The organism is Caldisphaera sp., assembly GCF_049974385.1.
In the GTDB taxonomy this organism is placed as follows: domain Archaea; phylum Thermoproteota; class Thermoprotei_A; order Sulfolobales; family Acidilobaceae; genus Caldisphaera.
Window position 1 is genome coordinate 1 of sequence record NZ_JBMFIW010000007.1, and the last position, 17,938, is coordinate 17,938.

Annotated in this window: 18 protein-coding genes; 9 read left to right on the top strand and 9 right to left on the bottom strand. The window is 31.9% G+C overall.

The features are described 5' to 3' along the window. Positions 1 to 531 (bottom strand): IS607 family transposase (locus ACP5GV_RS02760; RefSeq protein ID WP_428102131.1); only part of this gene is annotated, 531 nt, incomplete at its 3' end. 288 nt (positions 532 to 819) lie between these two features. Between ACP5GV_RS02760 and ACP5GV_RS02765 the strand changes: the two genes are divergently transcribed. After that, entirely contained in the window at positions 820 to 1,935 is a 1,116-nt protein-coding gene (locus ACP5GV_RS02765; protein ID WP_292320528.1) for a DUF1512 domain-containing protein, read from the top strand. Continuing rightward, complete coding sequence (locus ACP5GV_RS02770) at positions 1,932 to 2,237, top strand: hypothetical protein (RefSeq protein WP_428102133.1); 306 nt, start codon at positions 1,932 to 1,934, stop codon at positions 2,235 to 2,237. The genes ACP5GV_RS02765 and ACP5GV_RS02770 overlap by 4 nt, the downstream gene beginning before the upstream one ends. A 55-nt stretch (positions 2,238 to 2,292) precedes the next feature. Here ACP5GV_RS02770 and map read toward each other — a convergent pair whose 3' ends face one another. Continuing rightward, complete coding sequence (gene map, locus ACP5GV_RS02775) at positions 2,293 to 3,207, bottom strand: type II methionyl aminopeptidase (RefSeq protein WP_292320530.1); 915 nt, start codon at positions 3,205 to 3,207, stop codon at positions 2,293 to 2,295. A 74-nt stretch (positions 3,208 to 3,281) separates the two neighbouring features. Here map and ACP5GV_RS02780 point away from each other — a divergent pair, with 74 nt between their 5' ends. After that, positions 3,282 to 3,968 carry a metal-dependent hydrolase gene (locus ACP5GV_RS02780; protein ID WP_428068319.1) on the top strand — a complete coding sequence of 229 codons (687 nt, stop codon included), beginning with the start codon at positions 3,282 to 3,284 and terminating at the stop codon, positions 3,966 to 3,968. A 66-nt stretch (positions 3,969 to 4,034) separates the two neighbouring features. After that, entirely contained in the window at positions 4,035 to 5,846 is a 1,812-nt protein-coding gene (locus ACP5GV_RS02785) for a ribosome biogenesis/translation initiation ATPase RLI (protein ID WP_428102135.1), read from the top strand. Positions 5,847 to 5,880: 34 nt separating this feature from the next. On the opposite strand, the gene ACP5GV_RS02790 is transcribed toward ACP5GV_RS02785, so the two are convergent. After that, positions 5,881 to 6,588, bottom strand: a complete 708-nt coding sequence (locus ACP5GV_RS02790; RefSeq protein ID WP_292320536.1) for an RNA methyltransferase — start codon at positions 6,586 to 6,588, stop codon at positions 5,881 to 5,883. Positions 6,589 to 6,890: 302 nt separating this feature from the next. Between ACP5GV_RS02790 and hxlB the strand changes: the two genes are divergently transcribed. Together hxlB and ACP5GV_RS02800 are read left to right on the top strand one after the other, a co-directional pair. Next, positions 6,891 to 7,472, top strand: coding sequence for a 6-phospho-3-hexuloisomerase (hxlB, locus tag ACP5GV_RS02795; protein ID WP_367117925.1), 582 nt, complete (start codon positions 6,891 to 6,893; stop codon positions 7,470 to 7,472). A gap of 87 nt (positions 7,473 to 7,559) precedes the next feature. Then, positions 7,560 to 7,898 carry a hypothetical protein gene (locus ACP5GV_RS02800; RefSeq protein ID WP_428102137.1) on the top strand — a complete coding sequence of 113 codons (339 nt, stop codon included), beginning with the start codon at positions 7,560 to 7,562 and terminating at the stop codon, positions 7,896 to 7,898. 38 nt (positions 7,899 to 7,936) lie between these two features. Here the strand turns inward: ACP5GV_RS02800 and ACP5GV_RS02805 are convergent, their stop codons facing one another. The 5 genes from ACP5GV_RS02805 to ACP5GV_RS02825 form a co-directional block, all read right to left on the bottom strand. Next, positions 7,937 to 9,112: a glycosyltransferase gene (locus tag ACP5GV_RS02805; RefSeq protein WP_428102139.1), complete on the bottom strand. Its 1,176-nt coding sequence runs from the start codon at positions 9,110 to 9,112 to the stop codon at positions 7,937 to 7,939. 113 nt (positions 9,113 to 9,225) lie between these two features. Continuing rightward, a complete protein-coding gene (locus tag ACP5GV_RS02810; RefSeq protein WP_428102142.1) occupies positions 9,226 to 10,140 on the bottom strand; it encodes a nucleotidyltransferase domain-containing protein in 915 nt (304 codons plus the stop codon). After that, positions 10,115 to 10,975 (bottom strand): hypothetical protein, encoded by an 861-nt coding sequence (locus ACP5GV_RS02815; protein WP_428102144.1) that lies wholly within the window; start codon positions 10,973 to 10,975, stop codon positions 10,115 to 10,117. The genes ACP5GV_RS02810 and ACP5GV_RS02815 overlap by 26 nt, the downstream gene beginning before the upstream one ends. 122 nt (positions 10,976 to 11,097) lie before the next feature. Then, a complete protein-coding gene (locus tag ACP5GV_RS02820) occupies positions 11,098 to 11,871 on the bottom strand; it encodes a carbon-nitrogen hydrolase family protein (protein WP_428102197.1) in 774 nt (257 codons plus the stop codon). Continuing rightward, positions 11,846 to 13,015, bottom strand: a complete 1,170-nt coding sequence (locus ACP5GV_RS02825) for a glycosyltransferase family 39 protein (RefSeq protein WP_428102147.1) — start codon at positions 13,013 to 13,015, stop codon at positions 11,846 to 11,848. Before ACP5GV_RS02825 ends, ACP5GV_RS02820 begins: the two co-directional genes overlap by 26 nt. Positions 13,016 to 13,179: 164 nt before the next feature. Between ACP5GV_RS02825 and ACP5GV_RS02830 the strand changes: the two genes are divergently transcribed. Continuing rightward, positions 13,180 to 14,715, top strand: coding sequence for a glycosyltransferase (locus tag ACP5GV_RS02830; protein ID WP_428102149.1), 1,536 nt, complete (start codon positions 13,180 to 13,182; stop codon positions 14,713 to 14,715). A gap of 133 nt (positions 14,716 to 14,848) precedes the next feature. On the opposite strand, the gene ACP5GV_RS02835 is transcribed toward ACP5GV_RS02830, so the two are convergent. Next, positions 14,849 to 15,673: an ABC transporter substrate-binding protein gene (locus ACP5GV_RS02835; RefSeq protein ID WP_428068333.1), complete on the bottom strand. Its 825-nt coding sequence runs from the start codon at positions 15,671 to 15,673 to the stop codon at positions 14,849 to 14,851. A gap of 150 nt (positions 15,674 to 15,823) precedes the next feature. Here ACP5GV_RS02835 and ACP5GV_RS02840 point away from each other — a divergent pair, with 150 nt between their 5' ends. Together ACP5GV_RS02840 and ACP5GV_RS02845 are read left to right on the top strand one after the other, a co-directional pair. Beyond that, on the top strand, positions 15,824 to 17,524 hold the full coding sequence (locus tag ACP5GV_RS02840) for an acyl-CoA mutase large subunit family protein (protein ID WP_428102151.1): 1,701 nt from the start codon (positions 15,824 to 15,826) through the stop codon (positions 17,522 to 17,524). Continuing rightward, positions 17,502 to 17,933: a cobalamin B12-binding domain-containing protein gene (locus ACP5GV_RS02845; RefSeq protein ID WP_428068337.1), complete on the top strand. Its 432-nt coding sequence runs from the start codon at positions 17,502 to 17,504 to the stop codon at positions 17,931 to 17,933. The genes ACP5GV_RS02840 and ACP5GV_RS02845 overlap by 23 nt, the downstream gene beginning before the upstream one ends. Positions 17,934 to 17,938: the final 5 nt, after the last annotated feature.

Here is a 17,938-nt window from a genome sequence, read left to right on the forward strand (position 1 = left end):
CATACCGTAGAGTTTTCCGCTGAATGAGACCAATATGGAAATTAAGTCCTCTATTAACTCTTGTTCTGGTGTTTTGTCCTCCCTATTTAGAACGACTATTTCGCAGTTGTGTGCTTTGCATACTTCCTCAATTATCTCGAAATTGAACCTTACTAGCCTGTCTGGGTAAGCAACAACAACTTTTAATACCTCGTTATTCAGTATCATCCTCAACAACTTGAGGAATCCTTTCCTCTTCATGTTTAACCCAGATCCAACGTCTGTTATTACTTGATCATAGTCCTTAACGTTCTCCTCAAGGTATTTTACTTGGTTTACTAAGTCATCTTTTTGTGTGTTTGATGATACCCTAGCGTATAGTATCACTTTCCTCTTCCTTACTATACCCATCAATTTCTCAACATCTTCTTCCCTAAACCTCCATTTTCCACTCTCTAATATTACTGGTTTGATGTACCCTTTCTTAACATAGCTCTGTAACGTGCGGTATGATATTCCTAAGCGTTGGCATACTTCCTTAGGCCTCAGCATCATTAAGCACCATAATTAAATTCACATACAAAGTATATAAACTTCACGGTTTATCGGAAACTGTTGACGACGGCTTTTATTAAACTTCTAAGGATAGAAACAATTTCTTTCGTTTATATTTAAAATCAAGATTTAAACTTTATTATAACTCTTGAGATTTCAGAGTTCCCGCTTTATTCAATGTAAAAATTTAGATTTCCTTACTCTATAACGTTTTTAATATTTGTTATAATCTTTAAGCTCTGGATAAAAATAAAATTGTGGGGGGCAAAAGGTACGGTGAGCTAAGTGGTAGGAATTGCTGCAGTAGAAAATTGGGTTTACTTGCTGATTAACATAGTTTGGGTATTAATATTTGTATTATATCTATTTGGTTTCGGAAATTACCTACAAGTCTATTGGTGGAAGGCAGATATAAAAAACAAATTAGCAGTTTTAAATGATATGGCTAATAGTGCAAGAAATAAAACATTAGAGTTTATGAACAAAAATAAAGCTAAAGATGCTTCCAAAACATTAGATAGGCTTATTGACTTTTTTGCTATAGATCCAGTTAATATTGAGCCCACAGATATAATAAACAGATTAAGGCATATAATAAATCTCAGAGATACCAAATTCAAACAAACCTTTGAAATTTCAATGCCTGAAGCAAATGATGTAGCTAGAAGTATTGCTTCCACGGCTGCAGAGATCTCTTCTGCTCTATTTTTAATATATAAATATGTTCAGCATATATTGTTGAGCAGCGACAAAACTAAAAATTGGTATATGATAATGTATTTATCATTGATGATGCCTCAAATCATGCAAATTGCCAATATATATAGGAAAGCATTAGACGATTTTCTTGAGGGGGTTCCTGTAGGTGATGGTGCAGGTCCTATTGTTGCACTTAAATTAAGTAATTATAAGAAAGAATGGAGAGAAATAGATGAAGACACAGTTATGGCAGAAAGTGAATATAATGGAAGGAAAATATTGCTTGTTAAAGCAAAAGGTCCAGGATCTACAGTGGGAAGACCTGGAGAGGCTACAGCTAAAGTAATTAAGGAATCCCTTGCTAAAGGAGAAAAAGTTTCTTTATTAATAACTGTGGATGCTGCATTAAAATTTGAAGGAGAAGAAACAGGTACTATAGCAGAAGGAGTAGGAGCAGCAATTGGGGACCCAGGTCCTGAAAAAATAATGTTTGAAAGAATAGCAGCTGAATACAATATACCATTAAGAGCGGTTATAGTTAAAATGGGTATGGATGAAGCAATAATGGCTATGGATAAGAAAATATTGGATGGAACGGACAAAGCGGTTGAAAGAGTAAAGCAAATTATAGAAGAAGAATCAAGACCAGGAGATACAGTAGTTATAGCTGGAATTGGTAATACGGCAGGTGTAGGTCAATGAGCGGCATTTTTAATACTAGTTTTTATTATCAAGCCATATTATTGTTAGTTGCGCTTATAATAGTTATTCTATTAACATTTAGGCAGGCTAACGAATTAAGAAAAATGGCTGAAATGCAAAAAAGACCAAAGTTTGTTACAGTAGAAGATTGTAACGGAATGATAACAACTAGGGATTTCAGGCAAGGGGATTTTGTAGGATTAATTGAAGGACCTTGCGATAACAATGGCAACATAAGAAAAATAGTTGGTATTTATGCAATTAAAGAAGAAAAGCAGAAAAAGGGTTCCAGATTTCTGTAATTAGTTTTTATTAGAAGGGTTTAAAATTATTACTTAAGCCTTTCAATCATGAATGCTATTGTTTCAATAACGTTGTAACAATAACTTTATTATCAAGGATTAGGAAAGTGTGCTCAAATTGTGCCACTAAACCTTTCCCCGCTTCAATAAGTATTGGGTAATTGACTAAGGCTTTTTGCCTTACTAATTCATTTAATAAAGTTTCAACTTTTGAAGCTTCAAATTCAGATGTAAGCCATCTAGCTGCAAATGGAAGCGTGTTGTATTTTTCTTGTATATAATTTAATAATTGTTGAGCATCTTCAGATATAGATTTTGGCTTCCTTCCGGTTAATGAATAAATATATGCCTTAGGTCCATCGACTACAAATCCCTTTCCAAAAGTACCAAAAGGTTCTATAGCTACTTGAGTCCCTGGCCTTAATCTTTTATAAAATGTGCTTCTGTCTGCATAATTAGGTATGCTTTCTCCAGCATGTAAATTATACCGTGAAATTGTATGACCTGTTAAATTTTTTATAGGTTTAAATCCATTAGTTCTAATTGTAGACTCTATTGCTCTCCCTATTTCATATATAGTTATATTAGGCTCCATTATAGAAACTACATTTTCTAATGCCTTATTAACTGTTAATGCAAGTTCTTTAAATTGCGATCCCAAAACAACAGTAGTTGCAGTATCAGATAGATATCCATCAATACTAGCTCCTACATCTACTTTTATTACTCCAATATCTGGAATCTTCATATCATCATTTATCCCTGGCGTATAATGAGCAGCTATTTCATTGATTGACAAATTACATGGAAAAGCAAGCTTTGCACCTTTCTTCATAATAGAGTTTTCAACTTCGTCACATATTTCTCTTGAGCTCGCACCAGGTTTTATCAATGAAGCCCCTAATTCTCTTGCTTCAGCCCCTATTGCACCAGCCTTAATTAATTTTTCTATTTCTTCATTACTAAACATTATCTCCCCCAAGTGCCAATAATAGGTTAAACCTAATATTCTCGCATATTATACAGAATAACAGGTGAGTAGATTTGGGTAGCTTAGTCTATTATGGTCACTCTGCTTTTGAGATAAATTCAGGAGGAAAGAAAATATTGATAGACCCATGGATATCCAATCCAGCTTCAAATACAAAAATCGAAAATATAAAAAATGTTGATGTAATAGTCTTAACCCACGGTCATGATGATCATATTGGTGATACTATAGAAATCATGAAAAATAATCCTAAATCAAAAGTAGTTGCGATATTTGAACTTGCGAATTATATTGCTAGCAAAATAAATGATGAAAATAGGGTAATAGGAGGAAATATGGGAGGTCCTATGATTGTAGATAATATAAAAGTTGCTTTAGTTCCAGCAAATCATAGCAGTGAAGGTTTTGGATCTCCAACAGGTGCAGTAATTATTACTAATGAAGGTACTATATATCATGCAGGAGATACGGGAATAATGTCCGAGATGGAGCTTATTGGAGAGATTTACAAACCTGATATAGCATTGCTTCCCATAGGAGGCCATTTCACTATGGACCATAACGAAGCGGCAAAAGCTGTAGAAATGATAAGACCAAAAGTTGCTATACCTATGCATTATGGGACTTTTCCAGTATTATATGGAGATCCTAATGAATTTAAGAGAATAGTTATTTCTAAGGGAGTAAATACAAATGTAGTTATATTGAAACCTGGAGAAAAGTTTGAGTTCAAGTTTTAAACAACCTGCATAATTTTAAAACCTTTCATTTCTTTTTAAATTGTGCAAAATGACTAGGTGCAAAAAATGACTAGAATTGCAGTAATCGATGATGATAGCTGTAAGCCAAAGAAATGTAACTATGAATGCATTAGTGTCTGTCCAATAAACAAAAGCAAAAAAGGAGTTGCAATAGAGGCTGACACATCTTCCAGAGGAAAGCCAGTAATATATGAAGATGTATGCATTGGCTGTGGGTTATGCATTAAAGTCTGTCCATTTGAAGCTATATCTATAGTTAATTTGCCAGAAGAGCTAGAAGAAGAGTCCGTTCATAGATACGGTGTTAATGGATTTAAATTGCATGGTTTACCTATACCTAAAGCTGGACAAGTTGTCGGCATACTAGGAAAAAATGGTACAGGTAAAACAACTGCAATAAAAATACTTGCTGGAGAGTTAAAACCTAATCTTGGTATGCTTGATAAAGAGGTTAGCTACGATGAAATAATAAGAAGGTTTAGAGGAAGTGAGCTCCAAACATATTTTCAAAAAATTGCTAATAAAAAAATCAAAGCTGCCCATAAAATACAGTATATAGATTTAGTTCCTAGACACATAAAGGGTGATGTAAAAACTTTATTACAGAAGGCTGATGAAAGAGGTGTAGCTTTAGAATTAGGAAAACAACTAGGTTTGGATAAAATATTTGATAGAGATGTTAGAAATCTAAGTGGAGGAGAGCTTCAAAAGCTTTTAATAGCAGCTACTTTAAGCAAGGATGCAGACATCTACATATTTGACGAACCTAGCAGCTATCTTGACGTAAAAGAAAGGATAAATATATCTAAACTAATAATGAATGAAGCCAAGAGAAACAAATATTTTATGATAGTAGAGCACGATCTTGCTGTTTTAGACTATCTGAGTGATTATATACATGTTATATATGGAGATCCAGGTGTTTACGGAATAGTATCAAAGCCTTATGGAGTTAGAGTAGGAATAAACAACTATCTAGATGGTTATTTGCCATCAGAAAATATGAGGATAAGGAAAGATCCAATACAGTTCAGAAAGCTTGCATCTGAATCAATAACAAACACTAATAGTAAAACTTACAAATATTTAGAATGGGATAATGTAAATATTGTTAGAGGCTCTTTCAAGCTTGATGTTGAAGCAGGATATGTAACAAATGGAGAAGTAGTAGGAGTAGTTGGACCTAATGCTATAGGAAAAACAACTTTTATAAAGTTCTTAGCGGGAGAATTAAAACCTGAAAACGGAAATATTATAGCTTATAGAGAATTAAAAATAAGCTATAAGCCACAATACATAGGCCCAGAAATGTTTCCAGAAGGTTTAAGAGTTGAAGATGTTTTGAAGTTAGCTAACCCTGAGGCCATAATCCCAAATTCTTGGCTTTATTTAGAATTAATACAAAAGTTAAATCTAAATAGAATGTTTGATAGAGAAGCAAGATCATTGAGCGGTGGTGAAATGCAGAAGCTAGCAATTGCAGCGACTTTAAGTTCAAACGCAGATCTATATTTGCTAGACGAGCCTTCAGCCCACTTAGATGTAGAAGAAAGGCTCGCAATAGGAAAAATAATAAGAAGATTAACGGAAATTAGGAAAGTTACAGCATTTGTTGCAGAGCATGATATAATAATCCTAGATTTTATAAGCGATAGAATTATTGTATTTAATGGAGAGCCTGGCATGCATGGACATGCTAATACACCTAAGGAAACAAAGAAAGCAATGAACGAGCTTTTATCTGAACTGAAGATAACTATTAGAAGAGACGCTGAAAGTGGAAGACCCAGAATAAATAAGGAAGGCTCATACTTAGATAGACTGCAAAAAACAAAAGAAGAATATTATGCTACGTAATCTCACGCAATTATAATAAATCACTTATTATATCTTATTCTTTATATTGCAGTTTATCTTTACACCCATATTTTAAGCATATTCTACTTATCAATTTTAATATCCTAGTAGCCTCTCCTTTTTCCGTCTTAGATACAGCTTTTCTAAGAGCTATTAGTATATCTTCTAGTTCGTTTTGCTCAAATGAATCACCAACTAAGGCTCTAGCATAAGCCTCTATCAAATTTACAGTCTTCTTGTCAGCAAGCTCTACTTCTGAAGGCCTATTTTTTATCAAGTAAAGCTCATAAAGCATAATTGCACCGGCATTTGATACATTTAACGCTGTATATTTATGAGAAGATGGTATGGTGCATAATAAATCACATTTTTTTAATTCATCCCTAGTTAAACCTACACTCTCTCTACCTAATACTAAGGCTACCCTATTACTTACTTTTTCTGCAAGCTCTGAAGCTTTCTTAGGAGTGATTGGTATCCTAAGAACATCCTTGGCTGAACTTTCGTCAGATGTGCATATAGACAAATCAACTCCTTCTAATGCTTTCTCAATGCTATCAACTATTATTAAATTGTATATTTCATTAGATGCTTTTACTGCCCATTTAGATGCCTCATAAGCACTTGCTGTTGGTGACACTAAATAAATTTCGTCAACATCAAAGTTCTCCGCTAACCTTAACAAGTATCCTAAATTTACTGAGCCTTCTATTCCAACTATTACTAGCCTTAGCAATTTCATTTTAGCTCCTATAATTGTTATTATGGTCTTGGTTTATTTTTCTATTACAAATAGTTACTGTCTTTTAGCCAAAAAACAATAAGTTCTCTTTTCTATTTTATATTAAAAAGACTTTATCAAAAATAAAATATATTATTAATTTTAAATTGATTTAATTGATTCGAGACCATTTTTAAACAACTTTCATGGTTTATATTGAATTAAAAAACCTATAAAATATAAAATAAAAACTTATAATCTTGTCTAACTATAATTAATTGGTGACTTCTTTGAATAATGAAAACCATGCTGCATTGCTAGCAATGAAAGAGATAGCCAACTTTGTTATAAAAGCAGCTGAAGTAATTGATGTAAAAGAAATTGATAACCTTGTGAACATGCTTATTGAGGCATATAATAAGAAATCCAAAGTACTTGTTATGGGTGCTGGAAGAAGCGGCTTAGTTGGCAAGGCTTTTGCTATGAGATTACTTCATATGGGCTTTAACTCATATGTTTTAGGGGAAACTATAGTACCAAGTATTACAAAAGGAGATCTTGCTATAGCAATTTCTGGTTCAGGAAGAACACAATTAATTGTTGATGCTGCTGATGCCGCAAAGAAAGTAGGGTCAAAAGTTATTGCGTTAACAACTTATCCTGATTCCCCTCTTGGTAGCATTGCTGACATGGTAGTAAAAATACCGGGAAGATCAAAAATAAGCAAAATGGATGACTATTTTGCAAGGCAAATATTGGGATTACATGAACCTCTAGCTCCTTTAGGAACTCTGTTTGAAGACACGACGATGATATTTTTAGATGGAATTGTTTATAGCTTAATGACTAAACTCAACATCAGCGAAGATGAGATGCGCAGTAGACATGCAAACATTGAATTTTAGTATTTTTTAAAAAAAATATTTATTTTTTATTAATTAAGGAAAAAATTAATATCCTCACTGGATTCAAATTAATTGAAAGACATATAGGTGCTTAAATTGAGTAGCGAAAGAAGAAGAATGGAATTACCAAAGAAGAAAGAAGATTTGGATAAAATAGTTGAAGAAGTTGAGGAAGAACACGAACATGAGCACGTCCATGAACATCATCATGAACATGAAAATGTCGAGGACATAGTATCGGTTTTAGAGCTATTGGTTGATTCTCTATCGGCAAATGTTAAAAATATGGATACTACAGTAAAAGCTCAAGGTAATGAAATTATAAACATATATAAGATTCTAGCGTATGTTGTTGAAGCATGTACAAGCAATGACACAAACTCAAAAAATGAAGCTCTTAAAAAAGCTATAGAACTTTTAAAATAACATAATTTTTATTATTGTTTAAAAAAATTTTGATTGCGTCAAATAGTTTTATCAATAACTATAAATTCTCTCTTTCCAATTCTTGTTAGTCCATATATTAAGCCAAAACCCTCAAGCAAACCAAATATTGGCAAAGTTATTATATACCTAAATTTCCCGGATTTCTTTACTCCATAAATGTAGACAAGCCAGTAAACTAGGCTGCTTGGTATTAAAATTAATGCAACAACATAATAATTCACAAAAGGCAATAATATCCATAAACCTATTAATCCTAAAGTTCTAGAAAAGGTTTTAACAGCTATTATTATTCTCATTGTTATCGGAGCGTATCTAGAATCTTCTGTCATACCTGAATACCATCTTGCCCTCTGTTTTATTAAATCCTTTATTGAATTCGGGCTCAAAATGCTGACCTTTGTATTACTTTGCCATGTCTTCCCATTATTTTTAACAACATCTATAGAGAAAAGAAAATCTTCAACTTTACTTGGTTTATTAAAAGCATTTACTTCAAGTAAAAAAGAGCCTTTAACTCCCAAAAGCTCACCATGTAAACCAACATAAGGCTTTTTAATAAGTCCCGTGAAAAACCTAAAAAATGATATGTCATCAAGATACCTTGCAAAGTCCATAATATAGGCCATGTAGGATTTTCCTTTTCTAGGCAATAATACTGGATTAAACGCAACGTATCCATTCTTCTCATAATATGGTATTTCATATAGAAAAGTATTGTTCAATATTAAATTATCATCGTCAAGAAATACATACCAAAAATCTGGTTTAACAAAATTTTCAACAAAATATCTTAGGGCACGACCTTTACCGAATAAATCATGCCTAAATGATTTAGGAACAATAACAAGGTTTATATCTTTATTTTTAGAAAGGTCCTCTTGTAGCTCTGCCCCTTCATCTATAACCAAATACATAGGAATCTTTAATTTTTTATGATATGATATATTTTTATATAAAACATTTTTTACTTTCTTGCTTGCTATACTAACAATAACTAAAGCAACATTGTAGGCTCTTTCTTTTTCCTTTTTTGAACTATATAGCGTTAACGTAATTATTAAAACTATTGCATATGCTGAAATAGCAGTCCAGTCAGCTGCTACAGCATATTTTAAATAAGGCGAAGCTGAAAAGGCGTTATTTGTTGCAACTTCAGTATCCTTGATTACTTGAATAACGTTTTCTATAGTCAAACTTTACACCTTATAAAAATTTATATTTTTCAATAAAAAAGCTTTCTTCCTGGTATCTAATATAAAAATTATTGATTTTCGTATTGTTAACTCCCCGGTTAACAATAAATAACTTATGGTTTTGATTTAACAACACTTATTTTTCCTGGAAATTCTCTTGTACCTATAACTATAGTCTTCTCATCAGATAGTCCTGAAATATTTATGTAACCTCCATTATATAATAAATAACCAGCATTAAATTCAAATGATATTATATACCTCCCGTTACTATCTTTTACGCATGGAGGATATAAAAGCCCACCAATTTGTCCTTTTGGTATATAAACATTTAAGTTTTCTATTTTATCTGGTATTGTTATATTGTTGTAGTCTTTAATTGGATCACAGTGATATGCTATTTCATTAGGAACTCCGGTCCAGCTATATGCCATACCCTTATAAGAACCTCTCCTCCAAGAAGTACATGGGCCTTCAATTATTACTCCTCCAAATTCGTTTTTACATTCTATAATATTTGTATTATTAATGAATTCATTGTAAATTAACTCGACATTTTTTTCTCCATAAATTACCAAATCCATATCAGATTCCTCATACTGCATACCTAATGAATATGAGCCCGTAATGCCTATCTGTGTTATATCAAGATCTTTAATTAATTCAAATAGGGGTAAGCTTTCTACATATCTATAGGAATTAATAAAGTTCTCTATAAAAGAGTCTTTAGGATTATTATAAATCATTATATCTTCTTGTCTAACATATGGCATCATTATTTTATACACCGGATCATATATCATTTTAATTTTTGAGTTTTTTATAGCATTGCTTATGCCATAAGGGCCATATTCTGAAAGTATTCTACAAAAACTTATTTTTTTCCTTTTCCATTTACTATTTTCACAATTAATATATTTAGGTATAACTGGTATTAGCCCATCAGGCGACTTTATTCCAATTTCTACAGCAACCAATAAATCTTTCGTTATTATAGTAGAGTCATGCCCATATCTTGATTGGATCAATTCTTCCACCTAAATCAGGAACAATAATGAATTTATTTCTTTTTAGATCCAATTGAATGACTCCTTCTATAATATATTTACCTAAAGGTAATTCAGAATACCTGGTATGCCATGTCATAATTTCAATTTTACCGTAGTTTTCGCTATATGCTAAATAAATGCTTGGTACCAAATAGTTTTCGCTATTATCATATATCTCTATTTCTCCTTTAAAAATATTCAAAGTCTTATAATTACTTACACACTCCTTATTATAAATCTGCCTTAATATCCTAATCGTGTAAGGTATATTCATATAGCATGAATCCAAAACTCTTAATTCTGATAGAATTTTATAGCTATTATAAGACATTGTATCAGATACCTTATTATATCTATTAATACAATTAGATATAAATCCGCTATTCCTTAATTCTATTAGCTTTTCATAAATTTCCCTATTATTACCATAAAGAAGCAAATCAACATCGCTATGCTTTACTTGAAACCCAAATGCATAACTACCAATTAATCCTACATATTCTGGATTAAGATATTTTATAAGATCGTTAATCTTTTCAGGCAAAGAATTTTTTCTGCTAAAATACATCTCCTTTGGATCATAGTAATTCAAAATGTCATCTTTTCTTACAACAGGTACATCTCTACCAACGCAATCAAGATATCTATAGTATTCTTTTGGTATATAATTGCTAAATTCATCGGATTTAATTCTATTACCTGATATCCTATATGGTATTGATATAAAACCTTCTTTTGGATGCTCATAACCTTTAACTATCCATATTATTTCTTTGCCATTCTTATTAGTTAGCAAATGCCAACCTTCGAACATTATTACATTCCCTTTATTTTTACAGTGTTACCTAACTCTCATCCATTATAGACTATTGTAACCTTAAAGAATATAGCTTCATTATTCATACTTTATAAACGTTTTTAAAATGTTAAGCTATTTTAATTATTTTCCTTGAAAAATGATTTATAAATATTAGAATACTTGTTTATTAAGTCCTCCCTAAAAGCCCAACGCCTGTTAACAAAATCAAAATAATCATAATCTAATGAAACAGTTATTGCTGTATCTTCGCTGCCCAATTCTAAAATCTTATCTCCATGAGGATTAAAAACTACGCTTTCGCCAGCCGTTATTCTTTGATCTGGATACACTGTATTAGTATTATTTACTCCAATAGAATATACCACGTTTTCTGCAGCTCTTGTCCGAAGGACTGAATGCCAAAGTACCACGCTTTCACCAGAAATACTAGCTGGATTATATATTATGTCTGCCATATTTATTGCATGTAACCTAGATATCTCAGGATAAAATATATCAACACATGCTATGCAACCTATTTTCCAATCATATACTTTTATAGGCTCTATATATTTTCCCCTAGCTAATATTTCTCTTTCTCCAACTGCTTTAGATGGATTTATCTTCTCACATATCCTTACCGGTTTTCTATTAATATATGATATTCCAACGCTTTTAATTGAATCGTTTTCATTAACATATTGAATTCCCCCAAGTATATTTGAATCTAGGATATTTCCTATTTTTTCTATATAATAGATATAATCATCTAAATTAATGGCTTTACTGGATAGCCAATTCTCACTAAAAATAATCAAGTCTGATTTTTCATTCTTAGCTAAGGAAATTGCAGTCCACATATTTTCTTCTGCCAAAGGTCTTCTTCTAAACTGAACTAACGTTATTTTCATTTTTTCCAATAAGCCCACCCATAATCATATCAATTGCTTCCACTAATGTAATTGCTGCTGCAGGTGTTAATATTACAGAATAAAAGCTATAAAGAGTGTGATTCCCAGCTAAATAAACAATCCAAAATCCTAAGAATATAGAAATATAAAATACTACGCCTGCCCTATAACAATAATTCCTTTTATAAAGGATGCAACTAATAAAAATGCTTATAGCAGAAACCATAGCAGGGACTTCAATAATAGGAGTTGTATCTGCCTCTAATAAAGGAGAGTATGATAAAACAAAAGGATTAACATTAAATAGCCATCCGCTCGGTGTGCTAGTTGGAGGTCCTGGAGGTCTACTTTGCAAATCCCATTTATAACCACCAACAGTTTGCTGAATTATATTTAGTACTCCGAAATGGTAAAACAAAGGTATATAAAAAATTAAAATAACAACTATAACAATCAATATTATTTCTACAATCTTCTTTATTGCTAAAAATTTCTTGCCATAAAGGGAAAATGATAAAATTATAAGAGCTAATACTCCGAATAGACCTGTTTCTTTTGATGCGGAAGCTAATCCTACAAATACTGCAGATAATAAAAGGTTTTTCCTAAATGCAAACACTATTGCTATTGTTAAAAAGAAAGCAGCATATATATCTAATAAGGCAACTGATCCCATTACAATCAATATCTTATCAGATGAAGCAATAAGAGACGCTAATACACTCAAGAAAATCCATTTAATATCATTACCAATAGATAAACCTAGGTAAAGTATTAAAGGGATTAGGGAAGCTAATATCACACTTGGTATTCTCCAATTTATTGGCTTATCCCCTAATATAACCATAGATAAAGCAATTATGTATTTAGCTAAAGGTGGATGTTCAAAGTTGTAATAATTGGACTGAGTTTCACCGCTATATGGATATAACTGGCCTTTATAACCAAACACGTTGACTAAAATTCTTCTTGCACTATCAACATAGTATATTTCATCACTTATGTAGGAATTGTTGTAACTGCCGCCACTTGTTGTTAAAGCTATATGATATGCTGAAGAGCCTACCATATATGAGAAACCTAAAACTATGATTAAACCTATTATGAATGATATTTTCTTTATCGTATTTTCATTTAAATTCAACCTAAACCCTATTAGTTTTAGTTCTCTTAAAATTTTAATCTTAATTCTGATAAAAGCAATGAATTAAAAAACAATTTTACTAAAAAGTTTTTCATAAAGCATTTTAAGTGAATAAATATTAATCCGTTAAGAAATATCTTATCCTGTTGAAAGGTGAAATATAATTGATAAACGATGTAATTATATCAGTAACGCCCGAAGTAGCTCTAGATGAAATATATTCTTATGCAGGTGGATTGGGCATATTAGAAGGGGACAAGTTTTATGCCGCCGCATCAAGAAATTTAAAATACTATGTCCTTACCATCTTATATAAAAAAGGCTATGTTGACTATAGCTTTGATGAAAATGATAATCCTATACCTATGCCCCAATCACAACCATTCCCTCTAGAATCCATATTAAAGCCTGAAGCTGAGTTCCAAATAACAATAAAATCAAAAAATGTATTTGTTAGACCATGGATTTATGAGAGAGGAATAAGCAAAGTGGTATTTTTTGAATCTATGTGCCCAGAATTTTTCAGGGGCTTTTGCGATAGGTTGTATATAGAAAATAGCTATGAAGAGAAAATCTATAAATACATATTTTTAGCAAAGTCAGTCGCATATTATATAAAAAATGTGATAGGAATTGAAAGAGTGAAAAATATAGATCTTCAAGAAGCATATACAGCTTTAGTAACTCTCGCTTTACCTGATTTCAAAAATTATAGGTTTACAACGCACACGCCAGGCCCTTGGGGGCACCCTGTTTATCCATCTCCAATATTATCCGAGGAATTTGGATATAAATCTAATGATGAATTTATAACGCTTACAAAAATTGGTTTAGAAAATTCTGTCTTATCTTATACAGTTTCAGCAAAACATGAAGAAATAACAAAAAAAGTTTTTGATGAATATAAAAATAAGATAACACATGTAACAAATGGAGTTAACATTAATAGATGGGTTAGTGATCATATTAAAAACTTACTTAATTCAAAAGAAATTGAAAAGATAGAAAAAGAAGATATTTGGGAAGCACATATAAAATCTAAAACAGAATTAGGATTCTTGCTAAAAAACTATAAGCCTGATATTAAAATATATGATAAACCAGTAGTAATTTGGCTGAGGAGACTTACATCATATAAAAGACCATATTTTATAACAAAATTTATTGAAGAAAGCAGCTTAAGCAAGGAAGCAATATTTGTTATAGGTGGAAAAGCGCATCCCAACGATAAAGAAGGAATGAACTATTTAAAAGAATTCAGAAAACTATCTAAGAAATATAGCAATGTAATTCATGTACACAACTATGATGCTTTAAATGCAAAAACTTTCATATCAGGCAGTGACATACAAACTTTTACACCATTTTCTGGATGGGAAGCTTGCGGAACTTCATATATGAAATCACTAGCAAACGGAGTTCCCGTTGTTGGTGCAAAAGATGGAGGGGCTCTTGAAGTAATAAAACATGGAGAGAATGGATGGCTATTTGGTCAAGATATCAGAGATTTAATAAACTTCTATACAGATCCAACAGCAAAAGAAATAGATGAAAAAGATTTTGAAGAATTTTCAAATTATTTAGAAAATGCCATAAAAATTTATGGAAAAGAAGAATACAAGCAAATGGAGCTAAATGCTTTAAAAACATATAAGCTCGTTGATATAAATAATGTTTTAAATAAATTATATTTAGAATAAATTTTGTAGAGCTTTTCTATTTATTTTATATTTTTTTAACCAAGTTCATATATATCCTTAGCAAAAATGAAAACAATACCTTTTTCTTTAAGAGAGGTATAAAGAAATACAAAATTAAAAATGAACGATAGAACTATAACTTTAATTCCTTTATTCTATTAGCAAGCCTTATTGCGGCATCAAAGAAGCTAGGACCATAATGTGCTAAGCTATCATATTCCATTATTACTATGTTTTTATTTTTAACCGCATTTATTTCTTTAATATTTCTTTTTTCTAAGTTTTGTATAAATTTATCGACTGTGGCATTTTCACCTAACTTTTGTTCATAAATTATTACATCTGGATTGTATTTTATTATAGAATTTGGATCTGGATTTATTACGTATGGAACTCTTTCATTTTCAAATACGTGTGACATACCCATAAATTTAAATGCATCCCCAATATAACTATGAGAACCTACACTAACAGGGCCTCCTAAATCAATTTCATAATAAATCCTAACACCCTTAAGTATATTCTTTATTTCTATTAATTTTTCAGTAAGCTTATATGCTAGTTCTCTTGCGTTATCAATCTCGTTTACGACTATTCCTGTAATCATAATATTATCAAGGATCCCATAAATATTTACCGGCAAAGGTATTGGATAAACTTTATAGCCCTTAGACTCAAGTTCTTCAATCCTTTCCCTTTGTGCCCCAGTAGTTACCAATAAAAGTTCTGGATTTAATTTCTCTAATAAATTGTAATTAACGTTTAAATATGCACCTACTCTAGGTTTTTTACTTACTTCAGGAGGTTTATTACAGAAAAAACTTACTCCAACAACCCTATCGCCAGCTCCTATCAAATATAAAGTTTCTGTGATAGCTGGAGAGAGGCTAATTACCCTTTGAGGCTTATCAGATATTTCAACTTCTTTGCTTAATATTTCTGAATACAACTTAACCATTAAGTTAAATCCCCCCGCTTTATTTTGATTTTAGAACCTTATTTAATTTTCTTAATGAAATATACTGTATCCCTCTTATGATGCACATATATATTAAGTTCATAAATAATTATAAAACTTTCGTAATACGATTCAAATATGGGGAGAGTAATGGGTAATTTATACGATAAAAAGTCACTAAATGAGATTAAAAACTCTTTAGAGAAATGGGAAAAAGAAACTCTCCAAAATTGGATAAAACAAGTACCAGAGCGTGAAAAGGAGTTTACTAATCTAAGTAACATACCAATAAAAATTTTGTACACGCCTGCAGATTTGGAGGACTTTGATTATAATTCTAAGTTAGGATTTCCGGGAAGTTATCCATTTACAAGAGGAATACATGCAACTATGTATAGAGCGAGACTTTGGACAATGAGAATGTTTAGTGGTTTTGGAGGACCTGAGGAAACCAACAAAAGATTAAAGTTTTTAATAGAACATGGAGAAACTGGTCTTAGCCTGGCATTTGATTACCCAACATTGATTGGGATAGACCCAGACGATCCAATGGCCGAAGGGGAAGTTGGTATTGTAGGAGTGAGTGTGCCTACAATTGAAGATATGAGGGTAGTATTTGATGGAATAAATATGGGAGAAGTTACAACGAACATGACTATTAATCCCCCAGCTCCTGTATTGTTAAGCTTTTATGTTGGAGTTGCCGAAATGCAAGGAGTTCCCTATGATAAAATTGGTGGAACGACACAAAATGATCCTTTAAAAGAATTTATAGCACAAAAAAGCTATGTATTTCCTCCAGAACCTGCAGTAAGGGTTAGCATGGATTTAATAGAGTGGAGTGTTAAAAATCTCCCAAAATGGAATCCTATAAGCGTAAGCGGATATCATATTAGAGAAGCAGGCTCAACAGCTGTTCAGGAACTAGCTTTTACAATAGCGGATGGCATTGAATATGTAAGACAGTTAATTTCAAGGGGATTAGATGTAGATGAATTTGCCCATAGAATAAGCTTCTTCTGGGACTCCCATATAAACTTCTTTGAAGAGATAGCAAAGTTTAGAGCTGCTAGAAGAATGTGGGCAAAAATTATGAAAGAATGGTTCCATGCTAAAAAAGAAAGAAGTATGTGGATGAGATTTCATACTCAGACAGCCGGCGTTTCTTTAACAGCACAACAACCTTGGAATAATATAATTAGAACTACGATAGAGGCCATGGCAGCTGTTCTAGGAGGGACTCAAAGCTTGCACACAAATAGCTTCGATGAACCTTTTAGAGTACCAAGTGAATTTGCAGCTAAAATAGCTTTAAGAACTCAACAAATAATTGCCTACGAATCAGGCATAGCAGATACTATAGACCCCCTAGCTGGAAGCTATTATGTAGAATGGCTTACAGATGAGATTGAGGAAAAAGCCTGGAATTATATAGACAGAATAGAAAAACTTGGAGGGATGTTAGAAGCTGTTAAGAAAGGATTTCCACAAAGGGAATTAACTGATGCTAGCTATAATTATCAAAAACAAGTGGAAGAGAAGAAAAAATATATAGTAGGCGTTAACATTTTTGAAGATAACCAAGTAGATGAAATTAGAAATGTGCCATTGCTTGAGTTTGATCAAGCAGAAATAGAGAGAAGGCAAAAGAACAGAATAAGTAAAATAAGAAGCAAAAGGAATAAAGAATTGTGGGAAAGATCTTTAAATGAGCTAAGAAAAGCAGCCGAAAAAGATGTAAACCTGATGCCTTATATATTGCAAGCAGCAAAAGCTAAAGCAACTTTGGGAGAAATAATTAGTACATTAAAAGAGGTGTTTGGGTCATATGTTGAGCCTCCAATATACTAAATATCAATATAAGGTATTGGTTGCAAAGTTAGGAATAGATGGCCACGATAGAGGGGCTAAAGTCATAGCAAGAGCATTAAAAGATGCTGGATTTGAAGTTATATACACAGGAATAAGGCAAACCCCAGAACAAATAGTTTCAGCAGCATTACAGGAAGATGTTGATGTAATAGGAGTAAGCATCTTAAGTGGAGCTCACATACATCACATGAACAAACTTATGGAAGAACTTAAAAATGCTGGAGCCGAAGATATACCCGTTGTCGTTGGAGGAACTATACCTATTATAGATGTAGATGAACTAAAGAAAATAGGTGTTAAGGAAGTCTTTTTACCAGGAGAAAGTTTAAACAGGATCGTCGATATTGTAAGGAGATTGGCAGAAGAAAAGAGAAAAGCAGAAAAATAGAGGTT